The organism is Microcoleus sp. AT8-B5 (genome assembly GCF_036705565.1).
Lineage (GTDB): Bacteria > Cyanobacteriota > Cyanobacteriia > Cyanobacteriales > Microcoleaceae > Microcoleus.
On the sequence record NZ_JAUBUY010000091.1, the window covers coordinates 1 to 11313 of the forward strand.

9 protein-coding genes, 1 tRNA gene and 1 pseudogene are annotated in these 11313 nt (G+C 45.5%); 4 read left to right on the forward strand and 7 right to left on the reverse strand.

The features are described 5' to 3' along the window. Together QUB39_RS29795 and QUB39_RS29800 are read right to left on the reverse strand one after the other, a co-directional pair. Positions 1 to 146: pseudogene (locus QUB39_RS29795) on the reverse strand (photosystem II q(b) protein); the annotation flags it as partial. 214 nt (positions 147 to 360) lie between these two features. Then, positions 361 to 525, reverse strand: a complete 165-nt coding sequence (locus tag QUB39_RS29800) for a hypothetical protein (RefSeq protein ID WP_333259847.1) — start codon at positions 523 to 525, stop codon at positions 361 to 363. Here QUB39_RS29800 and cofG point away from each other — a divergent pair. Then, entirely contained in the window at positions 509 to 1462 is a 954-nt protein-coding gene (gene cofG / locus QUB39_RS29805; RefSeq protein ID WP_333485227.1) for a 7,8-didemethyl-8-hydroxy-5-deazariboflavin synthase subunit CofG, read from the forward strand. The genes QUB39_RS29800 and cofG overlap by 17 nt on opposite strands. A 156-nt stretch (positions 1463 to 1618) precedes the next feature. On the opposite strand, the gene QUB39_RS29810 is transcribed toward cofG, so the two are convergent. From QUB39_RS29810 to cpdA, 3 genes are all read right to left on the reverse strand, one after another. Beyond that, a complete protein-coding gene (locus QUB39_RS29810) occupies positions 1619 to 2395 on the reverse strand; it encodes an SDR family NAD(P)-dependent oxidoreductase (protein WP_333054087.1) in 777 nt (258 codons plus the stop codon). Between the two features lie 205 nt (positions 2396 to 2600). Next, entirely contained in the window at positions 2601 to 4079 is a 1479-nt protein-coding gene (locus QUB39_RS29815) for an alpha-amylase (protein WP_333054086.1), read from the reverse strand. A 191-nt stretch (positions 4080 to 4270) separates the two neighbouring features. After that, positions 4271 to 5050, reverse strand: a complete 780-nt coding sequence (gene cpdA / locus QUB39_RS29820; RefSeq protein ID WP_333054085.1) for a 3',5'-cyclic-AMP phosphodiesterase — start codon at positions 5048 to 5050, stop codon at positions 4271 to 4273. Between the two features lie 175 nt (positions 5051 to 5225). Between cpdA and QUB39_RS29825 the strand changes: the two genes are divergently transcribed. Beyond that, positions 5226 to 5296, forward strand: a tRNA-Cys gene (locus tag QUB39_RS29825). A 232-nt stretch (positions 5297 to 5528) separates the two neighbouring features. Here the strand turns inward: QUB39_RS29825 and priA are convergent. Beyond that, positions 5529 to 8090, reverse strand: coding sequence for a primosomal protein N' (priA, locus tag QUB39_RS29830; RefSeq protein ID WP_333212767.1), 2562 nt, complete (start codon positions 8088 to 8090; stop codon positions 5529 to 5531). A 79-nt stretch (positions 8091 to 8169) separates the two neighbouring features. After that, on the reverse strand, positions 8170 to 9240 hold the full coding sequence (locus QUB39_RS29835; protein ID WP_333054083.1) for an ATP-binding protein: 1071 nt from the start codon (positions 9238 to 9240) through the stop codon (positions 8170 to 8172). Between the two features lie 459 nt (positions 9241 to 9699). Here QUB39_RS29835 and QUB39_RS29840 point away from each other — a divergent pair, with 459 nt between their 5' ends. Together QUB39_RS29840 and QUB39_RS29845 are read left to right on the forward strand one after the other, a co-directional pair. Next, positions 9700 to 9969 (forward strand): hypothetical protein, encoded by a 270-nt coding sequence (locus QUB39_RS29840; protein ID WP_333212769.1) that lies wholly within the window; start codon positions 9700 to 9702, stop codon positions 9967 to 9969. After that, a complete protein-coding gene (locus QUB39_RS29845; RefSeq protein WP_333054082.1) occupies positions 9959 to 10903 on the forward strand; it encodes a fused MFS/spermidine synthase in 945 nt (314 codons plus the stop codon). The genes QUB39_RS29840 and QUB39_RS29845 overlap by 11 nt, the downstream gene beginning before the upstream one ends. Positions 10904 to 11313: the final 410 nt, after the last annotated feature.

An 11313-nucleotide genomic window follows, 5' to 3' on the forward strand; every position in this document is an offset into this window, starting at 1 on the left:
ATGTAGCAAATGGTGGCGCTTAAGAGGGTAGGAATCATCAAGACTCCGAACCAACCTACATAAATGCGGTTGTCGGTTGATGTGACCCACTCACAAAAGCGTTCCCAGACGTTGGCGCTTTCGCGCTGCTGTAAGGTTGTTGTCATTTGTTTATGATTGCTTTATTTGGTTTTCAATGTTCGTGACGGCTTTGTGTTCCGCCATGTAAATAAACATAAAGCTTTTATTTCAGTTTGTAAAGGCCTTTTAAGAACAGTTTTTATTATGAGTGTCATAAGCTGCGCTGATAATAAGCCAGAATGCTTGCTGTATGGGGTTTTAAAAAGCAGAGTGCGGAATTTTGGGACGATCGCCCACAAATCAAGAATACTCATAATCTACCGGGGGAACGAGATTGCGGACTTGCGTCAGTGTTAAGATAGATGAAGGGTTGCGATCGCCAACCGCAAAACTCGCACTGCACAGATATATGTTGTTGCGTAAGTCCGATCGATAAAAATCCCAAGGAATGTCTCGCACCGTCACCTACAGCCCTGCTTATACTCTGGTTCCCACTTACGAGTGTTTTAACCGCTGCACCTATTGCAATTTTCGGGCAGAACCCCTGCAAAGTCCTTGGCTAACACTCGCAGAAGCCGAAAAACAGCTCAACTTGCTGCAAACTCAGGGTGTAATTGAAATTCTCATCCTCAGCGGCGAGGTACATCCTCACAGTCAACGGCGAAAAGCTTGGTTGCAGCGGATTTACGATTTGTGCGAACTGGCACTTGCTCTGGGATTTTTGCCGCATACTAATGTGGGGCCGCTCAGCTTTGAGGAGATGGCACTGTTAAAAGAGGTAAATGTATCGATGGGGCTGATGCTAGAACAGCTTACTCCACATTTGTTACAAACTGTTCACCGACACGCACCGAGTAAAGTGCCGGCGTTGCGGCTGCAACAGTTAGAATGGGCTGGGGAATTAAAGATTCCGTTTACAACTGGTTTGCTGCTGGGAATTGGGGAAAGTAAGGCAGATTGGGTGGAGACTTTAGAGGCGATCGCCCGGATTCATTCGCGATACAATCACATTCAAGAAGTTATCCTCCAGCCACACAGTCCCGGAAATCAACAAAGTTGGGACGGTGAAGTTTTTGATGCTACAAAAATGCCCGAAGTAATTGCGATCGCCCGCAGCATTTTACCTGATGAAATTGCCCTACAAATTCCGCCCAATTTAGTTGCACAACCAGACATATTGCTGGCTTGTTTAGAAGCAGGTGCTAGAGATTTAGGAGGAATCGGGCCGCGGGATGAAGTTAATCCCGATTATCCTCACCTGCAACACCAAACTTTAACAGAAATTTTAGCAGCAGCAGGATGGCAACTCGTAAAGCGTTTGCCTGTTTATCCTCAGTACGATAATTGGTTGCCCCAGACATTGCAAACGGCTGTTAAACAAAGGAGAGTCAATCGATTTTAGATTTTAGATTTTAGATTTTAGATTGAAAAATTGAGCCGCGTGATAAATCCGGGGGCTTGTGACCAAATTGCTTGATAGTCAGTCAATCGATTTTAGATTTTCGATTGAAGATGGGTAATTGGTAGGAAGATTCTTTAAATTGCTGCTATAGAGATTTTAAATCAAAGAACCGCCGCCATCAATCCACACTTCAGTACCTGTGATAAAGCTGGAGGAATGTGATACCAGAAATAACACTAATTGGGCGACTTCTTCGGTAGAACCTGCCGTATTATCCGTCAAAGGAATCATGTCTTGAATGGAATCAGGCGCGACTGGAATGCGATCGAGATGGCGCTTAACGGTGCTTTCTTCAATGGCAGTTAGCACCCCGCCCGGACAGATCACATTGACTCGGATTTGGCAGGCTGCGAGTTCTAGCGCCAGCATTTTTGCAAAGGCTACTTGAGCAGCTTTTGAACAAGCGTAGGCCGTGGCACCAACTTTCCTGAAGCTTCTGGTACCATTAATCGATGATGTAATTACAATTGAACCTCCTTGTTTTTTCAGATGAGGAACAGCATACTTAACAGCCAAAAATGTTCCTCTGAGGTTGGTGTTAATTGTCCTATCCCACTCATCGGGTTCTATCTCCTCTATCGGCGACCATACACCGTTAATACCCGCATTTGCAAACAAAATATCAATTCTTTGATATTCATCAAAAATTGTTTGAAACGCTTTTTGCATTTGCCCAGAATCTCCAACATCTGCGGCAATAGCCAGCCCGCAGCCTCCTTCATTGACCAACTGGCGGAGGGTTTCTTCCCCCGTGTCTAAAATCCGATCGATAATAGCAACTTTTGCTCCTTCCTTAGCCATTAAAATTGCTGCTGCACGACCAATTCCCGACCCACCGCCGGTAATAACGGCAACTTTTTCTGAAAGCTTCATAATTCTTTATATAAATATTTTTTTTTGCGCGATCGCATAGCATAAAGATAATAGTCGATAGAGGACTAAACTCCTAACTACAAAAAAGTTTTGGTGAGCAAAATCATGAAAGTAAAAAGTGGTTTAATTTACTAATTATAGCGGTAAGGTGTGCAGTGCACACCCTACTTTAGGCAGAGGAGTAGGTCAGTTTTTAACGCAGTTCTTACGGCTGTGGCACCCAGACCGAAACAGAACCGGCGTTACACCGAAAATCAGCCCAACCATCGTCATTAGTTGTGATTGGTTCTTGGATGTGTTCGGTGATGTCAATATAAGTTCGATTCGGCTGTCCGACTTCCATAAACTTAGTGCCATCGCCTCCGTTACTGAGTACGACAGCCATGCCACCCGGATGTTCTTCATCTCCGAGTCGCGTCCAGCCAATAGTGTTGGCGTGGTCGAAGTAATCGTACTGATTGCCGTAGGAATAGGTTTGGCGCGCTAACAAGAATTTATCGAGAATAAACTGATGTTTGTCTAACCAAATCTCGTATTCATTGCCATCATTTGCTGTATCTTTATAGTTAGCGCCGTAATAGTCCGGGTAAAAAATGCACGGATATCCTTCGCGCCGCAGCAGAATTAAAGCGTAGGCAAGGGGTTTAAACCAAGCCTCGACAACTGATTCTAGGGATTGTAAGGGCTGGGAATCATGGTTGTCAACCAAGGTAACGGCGAGGGCGGGTTGCTGTTGGACGAGAGTGTTATCAAAAATTGTTCGCAAATCGTAGCTATTGCCGGCTTTGCTAGCAGCGTGGAAGTTGTAGTGGAGGGGTGCGTCAAATAAGGAGACTTTACCGTCCGTTGCTTCTAGGAAGTAGTGCAAAGCTTCCACTTCGTAAGACCAATATTCGCCGACTGCAAATAAGTCGCGTTTGACATAGTTACGAACGTGTTCCAACCATTCTTGGAAAAATTCTGCTTTAACGTGTTTGACGGCATCAAAGCGAAAGCCGTCAACGTTTGTTGTATCGACATACCACTCACCCCAGTATTTTAACTCCCCGCTGACTTCTGGGTGATCCATATCTAAATCGCAACCCATGAGGTAGTCAAAGTTGCCTTTTTCTAAGTCTACTCCTCGATCGAATTCTTTGCCTTTAAGCAGGTAAACGGCATGGGTTTCTGTGTTGTAAACATTGTAATCAATGGCGTCAAAATGCCACCAATGCCACTCCATGCTGGAATATTTTTTATCGCGACCTGGAAAAGTAAAATGCGTCCAAGCTTTGATTTTTTGATATTCGCCTACGGTGTCATTCCGGTTGTCGGGATTGAAGGGTGTGGCTTCGGCTTCTTCTTCTGCATCGGCACCTAATTTGTGGTTGAAGACAACATCGGCATAAATCCGAATTCCAGCATCTTGTGCAGCTTTAATCGCGGCCAAATACTCATCTTTTGTGCCGTATTTCGTGCGTACCGACCCTTTTTGGTCGAACTCGCCTAAATCGAATAAGTCGTAGACGCCGTAACCCACATCCATGCCGCCGCCAGTTCCTTTATAGGCTGGTGGCAACCAAAGGGATGTAACGCCGATTTTGGCTAAATCTTTTGCAGATTTCGCTAGCTGATTCCACAGGCTGCCATCGTCGGGGCTGTACCAGTGGAAATACTGCATCATGACGCCATTTAGTTCAGACATATATTTAGTTTTTCCTGTTTTGTCAAATTGCGATCGACATTTATGTTCGTAGCTCGCTAGTTTACGTATGTCTGCAATCTATGGTTAATAAATATCATAAAAGATGGGGCTGGTAAAAAAAATCTATCTGTTGATGTATTGACAAGATAATGTAAATTTGATACTAATAATTTTAGGCAGACTAAAAAATATTAAGTTAGTGGCGATTGGGCAGCAACTCGCTCAACTCTGGTGTTCCAAGTACCGTCGATCGCCAATTCAAGCAATCTAAATCCCGGCGGGATTTTGTCAACTATAATCGGATGGCTTTTGGGTAAAAGTTGGAGGCAGGTGCTGGGTGTCCCCAAGTAGGTAACTGATCCCCGCTGTTGTTGAAATTCTTGGTGAATGTGGCCGCAAAGAACGATTTTGATTTGAGGATATCGATCGACAATTGCGAAAAATTCATCGGCATTGTGCAGCATCATTCCATCCATGATTTCACAGTCGATCGGCAAAGGATGATGGTGCAAGGCAATGATAACAGGTCGATCGCCGGTTTGTTGCAGTTGAGAGTCTAGCCAATTCAAGCTTTCTGGGGAAAGCCGCCCGCCGTCGCATCCGGCTTCCACACTCGAAAGCAATAGAAATTGCCAGTTTCCTAGCATCCATGATTTTTCTGGGGAAAGAGGCGACTGATTTAAGATTTCTGCCATGACAGGGATGTTGTCGTGGTTTCCAGGTATCCAGTAGGCGGGAATTCCGAGGGGGGCGATGAGGGAGACGAGGCGCTGGTAGGATTCGGGTGTTTCGTCTTGGGATAAGTCGCCTGTCAGCAGCAGTAAGTCTGGCGGCGGCTGTATCTGTTGCAGGCGATCGAGAACTGCTTCGAGGGTGCGGGTTGTTGAGATGCCTTTCCAAGTACGATCGAGCTCTGCAAACAAGTGAGTGTCGGTGATTTGGGCGACGAGTAGGGGAGATACTGGTGTCATGGCTGGTGTTGCGGGCGATCGATGTAGTTATAGAATAGCCTCGGATGGGTTTTGGGGATATGGAAAAAAGGCCGATTCCCTACGGGATAGCTGCGCTTCACGAAAATTTTGACAGGTATGTTAAATTTTTCGAGATTTGGTGTACTATAAGAAAACGTCAAATTTCAGACGTGACGGCGGCATAGCCAAGTGGTAAGGCAGAGGTCTGCAAAACCTCCACCCCCAGTTCAAATCTGGGTGCCGCCTTTTTTAATTTGTGTGAAATGTGGCTAAGATGCCGTTTGGGCGATCGAGAAGTCTAATATACAAAAACCAGCGGGAGCATCTCACCTTTGCAGCCCTCCGCTAGAAATTGGAGTTTTGAGGCAGGAGTTTTGAGGCAGGAGGCAGAAGGAAAGAGGAAGAAGGAAGGAGCCAGAAGAAGTATTTTTACAAATATGAGATGCTCCCAAACCAGCCCCCACCCAACCAATAACCCTCAACCAAAATTCAACGGATCGACATCAATAATTAAACTAACAGAACGCGGCGTGCGATCGCGCAACCCGATCAAATCCGACAAATCCACCGACTCATCCAAAGGCAACTTCAGCAAAATCTGCCACCGATAGCGATTTGCCACCCGCATAATCGCCGCAGGTGCAGGCCCCAACAACTCACATCCCGGTACAGACAATCGCTGAATATACTCCTGACAAACAGACGCCAATTGTACCGCCGTCACCGCAACTTCCGCCGCATCTACACTGCTCAACCGCAACAAAATCAGCCGCCCCGAAGGTGGATAATTCAGCGCCGCTCTTTCTGCTAATTCTGTTTCCACAAAACCCGCATATTCGTGCCGCCTAACTGCTTGAATAACCCGGTGTTCGGGAGTGTAAGTTTGAATAATTACCCGCCCCGGATCGTCGCCTCTGCCCGCACGGCCCGCGACTTGAGTTAATGTTTGAAAAGCTCGTTCGCTGGCCCGATAATCTGATAAGTTCAGCAACCCATCAGCAGACACAACTCCCACCAATGTTACTCCCGCTAAATCTAACCCTTTCGTCAGCATTTGCGTACCCAACAAAATGTCAGCTTCCCCGTTAGCAAATTGCGTTAACAATCTGCGGTGGTCGCCCTTATTTTTAGTCGTATCGCTGTCAAACCGAATTGCCCGCAATTCTGGAAACAATCTCGTTAATTCCTGTTCGACTCGCTGAGTGCCACTACCAAAGTTTTTGAAGTAAGGAGAACTGCATTCCGGGCAATTTTGGGGGTGTCGTTCGGTGTGGTTGCAGTAGTGACAGCGCAATATTTCTGCTGTTCCTTCGCCGACGTGGTGATAAGACAGGGAAACATCGCAATTCGGGCATTCCATCACATAGCCGCAACTTCGACAAGAGACAAAGGTACTGTGTCCTCTTCTGTGAATAAATAGAATACCTTGCTGTTGTCTTGCTTGCAATTGTTCGAGCGCGTTTTGCAGGGAAGCGCTGAAAATTGAGCGGTTTCCTTGCCGCAATTCTTGGCGCATATCGACTATTTCCACAGGCGGCATCGGGCGGGAATAAATGCGATCGGGCAATGATAAATAATGGATATTTGGTAACGAGTAATAATCTCGGCGCGTCCCGACAAAAGTCTCTAATGCTGGCGTTGCAGAACCTAAAATTAAGGGACAATTTTCTAATTCGGCGCGCCATTTGGCAACGGTGCGGGCGTGGTAGCAGGGGGCTGGTTGGTCTTGTTTGAAGCTGCTGTCGTGTTCTTCATCGAGGATAATTAAGCCGAGGTGAGGTAAAGGTGCGAAAATGGCCGATCGCGTGCCGATGACAATTTGCGGGGTTCCAGTCAGCATCTGACGCCATGTATCGTAACGTTCGCCGTCGGATAGGGCGCTGTGGTAAACGCAAATTTGCTCGCCAAAACGGGCGCGGAATCTGTCTGTAAGTTGCGGTGTCAAACCGATTTCGGGAACGAGTACGAGGGCGGATTTGCCGCTGGCTAAGATTGGGGCGATCGCCTGCAAATACACTTCGGTTTTCCCGGAACCTGTAACGCCGTGCAGCAGCACTTGACGGAATCCCGAAAAAGAGTTAATAAACGCTAAAGCTTCAGCTTGAAAATGAGTTAAAGTCTTCGGTGCATCGGGCAATTGAGAAATTCCGCGATCGCCCCTGAGCACTTCCCTTTGGTCAATTACAACGCTACCTTTTTGTTCCAAATTTTTGACAACAGAAGAACTCGCGCTGCAAATTCTCAATAAATCGTTCAGCCACATTTCACCGCCGCCGCGCCGCAAAACTTCCAATACTTCTTGTTGGCGCTTGGTTAAATCTGTGACAAATGCACTAGCAATTAATGTCACTGCCGGTTTGAGTTGTGGTTTGGGAGGATTGGGAGGTTCTAAATAACTTTCTACCCAACCGCGTTTCAATAAATCTTTCAATCCTCGATAACTTCCCTTGACTTGTCGCTGGAGGTATTGCCAAGTGTAATCGCGGTTTTTTTGAGCTTGCAGCAACTGCAAAATTTGACTGGCGGCGGGATTGAGAAATGTTTCGGCATTCGGAGAAATTGCGTCCTTAATTAAGCGAATTCGGCGCACGGAACGGCTTAACAAACCGGGCGGCAGTGAGGCTCTAATTACTTGAATTAAAGGTGTGCAATAATAGGTGGCAGTGCGATCGAGCAATTCCCAGTAAGTCGGTGGGAAAAAACCCGCACTGACAACATCTTCGACATCTTTAACCCTTGTGGGATCTAAGTCGCGTGGCAGTTGAGAAATGAACCGAATCGCGATCGCACCTACCTGTTGACTGCCAAAGGGTACACTCAAGATATCCCCTGGTTGCACGGTAAGTTCCGCAGGTAAACGATAGGTAAATAACTTATTTTCCTCCCCAGGCGAATCCCCCGCAACCCTGTAAGGAGAGTCCACCAATACCTCGATCCACTCTGCTTGCACGGTGGGGCGCTGGGGCGGTTCGCTGCTGCCGTAGGATGCCCCGGCTTCTGCCGCTATAGGGGTTGACAAACCAAAAGTGACAGTAGACATAGGGTTGCACATCAAACTAGGAGGAGCCGCGGTCAAAGGGAGTTTTCATTATCCCTCAGTTTAGCTCGATCGATCGCTCTTAGCTGCGGGAATTGGCGATCGGAATCTCGATCGCCAATTCAGTCCCTTCTCCAATTGCGGAGATGCACTCTAACCTCCCGCCGTGTTTGTCCACAACAATCTGATAGCTAATTGACAATCCCAAACCCGTCCCGTGCCCAACTGGTTTGGTGGTAAAAAACGGATCGAAAATTTTCGCTTTTACAGATTCCTTCATTCCCAGACCATTATCTTTGATGCTAATTCTTGCCCAATTATCTGCAATAATAGAAGTAGTAATTGTCATCTGGACAGGGTTAGCTTCGAGCTCGTCTAGTGAAGATTTTTGTTCTCGCTCCCGCAGGGCATCAACAGCATTATTAATGATGTTCATAAACACCTGATTTAATTGCCCAGCATAACACTCCACCTTGGGCAAATCTCCATAACTTTTAATAAATTTTATAGCCGAATGACCTGGTTGTTCTTTGGTTAAATGTTGCAATATCAACAAAGTGCTGTCAATGCCTTCGTGAATGTTAACTGGTTTTTTTTCAGCTTCATCTACCCGCGCAAAGTTGCGTAAAGTCAACACAATCTCGCGGATGCGCTCGGAGCCAAGTTTCATTGACGAAAGAGTTTTCAACAAATCTTCGCGCAGAAAGTCGATGTCAATTTTTTCTAGAAATTCTTCAATCTCTGCATCTGTTTCGGGATAACGATCCTGGTACATTGCGAGCAATTTTAAAATGTCGGCTGCGTAGTCATTGACATAGGTAATATTGCCGTAGATGAAGTTAACGGGATTATTGATTTCGTGGGCAATACCAGCTACCAAAATGCCTAAAGCCGACATTTTTTCTGCTTCAATTAATTTGAGCTGCATGGTTTGCTGGTTATTCAGAGCTGTTTCGAGTGTAGATATTCTTGCTTTTAACTTTTTTTCGGAATCTCTAAAATCCTCAGTTAGTATTTTTAGCAAAGATTCTTTTTTTTTATTAAGGGCTTCTGATTGGCTGCGTTCAGTTTCCGAATTTTCTAGTTGTTTACGCAAAATTAGATTTTCATTTTCCAGCTTTTTGATTCTTTTTTCCCAGTCGGTTGGTTCCATAGGCTATTGTTTTGAAAATAAAAATAGTGTACGCTGTAGCGCATTTAAATTGTATATTCAGGGCGGGCGGAACGCCAAACCCTACTCCCCACACAATTTTATTTTTACAAAAAATTTAAACACTGCCACAGATTAAGAGCGTTTTTATTAGAGAATTTAGTTGTCACCTTTACTTAGTTATAAAGTCGTCGCACATAGACTCTGCATTATTATCAAAAAAAATCAATATTTTATGGGTTTGGGTGGATTTAAAAATTTTATCTAAGATACATTCAAAATGTCAACATATTAATAAAAAATCGGGTTAAAACCGATCGCTACTTTTATTCTCCGCTCTCGCATTTGCGGGGTTTTCATCCGATTATTGATAAATAAGCAGGCCGATCGCAAACTTATCAAGGCGGGCCCAGTGCGAAAAATTGCCCGGTTCAGACAACCTTTGTACAAAACCCGTGGGCAATGCAAAGGGGAAATATTAAATGTGAGCGATCTCGACCGGGGGCGACGGGAAAAGTGATCTCGACTGGGTGGGCGATCGCCCACAAGCAATCTCAAGTACCAAGGCGCTTCCGAGTTCCCAGAACGCAATCACACTATACCATTGCTGAAAAATCTCAATTTAATGTGTCGATCGTACTCACACACCCGCACCATTGTGTGATAAGAACTACTACTTGTGACAACATCGACACAGCAGTTTATATTTGGAGAGTAATTGATGTCAGGTAGCGAAGTTCGTGCAGACTTTTGGATGAGCGAGTACATTACCCCCTGGGATATTTACGTTCACGGCATCATCGCGGTGCTCGCTTACAAGAAAACAGCCTATCAAGAAATGTACGTGGTTCAGACCGGTACCTACGGCAAAGGCTTAGTTTTGGACGGCAAATGGCAATCTTGTACTGGCGACGAGTTTCTGTACCACGAACCCCTGGTACACCCAGCCATGATTTGTCACGGTTCACCCAAAAAAGTCCTAGTTCTCGGCGGCGGAGAAGGAGCTACAATTAGAGAAGTGCTGCGCTGGAAAACAGTTGAAAAAGTCGTGATGATCGACATTGACGGCGAAGTAGTAGAAGCTTGCCGCGAACACCTGCCCGAAATGCACCAAAACGCCTTTGATGACCCCCGCTGCGAAGTAGTAATCGGCGATGCTTTGGACTATTTAGATAAAACTGACAATGATTGGGATATTGTCATTTCTGACTTGTCCGATCCCATTGAAGAAGGCCCATCTTTCCAGTTGTTTACCAAAGAGTATTTTGAGAAAGTTCGCAGCGTAATGTCACCTAACGGATATTTCGTAGTGCAAGCGGGCCCCGTTTCTCCGGCAGAAATGAAAATGCACGCTCGCATTGTAAATACCCTGAAATCGGTTTTCTCCAATGTTCAATCCTGCACCAGCTTTATTTCTACTTATGGAGCTCCTTGGGGTTTTGCCGTAGCTTCTAATCAAGAAATAAATACGCGACCAGATCCAGAAGTTACTGACAAATTACTCGCCGAGAAAACCACCGGCGGGTTGCGGATGTTCGACGGAATTACACTGTTGGGGTTGATGCAAGTTCCCGGTCACTTACGGCAGGTAATCGCCGCTGAAACCGAAGTTTACACTATGGCAGCACCGCCTAAGTTTTTCGGGAAAGGCTCTGTCAGTCAGTGAAGTTAAATTGAAATCGAGGTTAAGTTCCTGTAGGGGCGGGTTCACCAACAATAATTGCCAAAAACCGACAATCTCAAAAACCCGCCCCCACCCAACTAATAGCCTGTATCAACCTTTATTTATAAAATACGGGAATAATGCAGATTGAGTTGGGGGGGGGCGGGTTTATTTAGATCGTGAATTACAGTCAGAGATTTGTGGTGAACCCGCCCCTACGATACAAATCAAATTATTTCCTATTTTATTTATAAAATACGGGAATAATGCAGATTGAGATTTACCGTTGGGTGGGGGCGGGTTTATTTAGATCGTGAATTACAGTCAGAGATTTGTGGCAGGGTAAACGCATCTTAATTTCAACCTCAAACATGATAAGATGAAGTGTTTAGCTAAATCAAGTGCGTAATTGA

What these genes read in the sequence shown, in the direction of transcription:
- cofG (WP_333485227.1), top strand. Translation starts at nt 509, where the DNA reads ATGTCTCGCACCGTCACCTACAGCCCTGCTTATACTCTGGTTCCCACT.
- QUB39_RS29810 (WP_333054087.1), bottom strand. Translation starts at nt 2,395, where the DNA reads ATGAAGCTTTCAGAAAAAGTTGCCGTTATTACCGGCGGTGGGTCGGGA.
- QUB39_RS29815 (WP_333054086.1), bottom strand. Translation starts at nt 4,079, where the DNA reads ATGTCTGAACTAAATGGCGTCATGATGCAGTATTTCCACTGGTACAGC.
- cpdA (WP_333054085.1), bottom strand. Translation starts at nt 5,050, where the DNA reads ATGACACCAGTATCTCCCCTACTCGTCGCCCAAATCACCGACACTCAC.
- priA (WP_333212767.1), bottom strand. Translation starts at nt 8,090, where the DNA reads ATGTCTACTGTCACTTTTGGTTTGTCAACCCCTATAGCGGCAGAAGCC.
- QUB39_RS29835 (WP_333054083.1), bottom strand. Translation starts at nt 9,240, where the DNA reads ATGGAACCAACCGACTGGGAAAAAAGAATCAAAAAGCTGGAAAATGAA.
- QUB39_RS29840 (WP_333212769.1), top strand. Translation starts at nt 9,700, where the DNA reads ATGCAAAGGGGAAATATTAAATGTGAGCGATCTCGACCGGGGGCGACG.
- QUB39_RS29845 (WP_333054082.1), top strand. Translation starts at nt 9,959, where the DNA reads ATGTCAGGTAGCGAAGTTCGTGCAGACTTTTGGATGAGCGAGTACATT.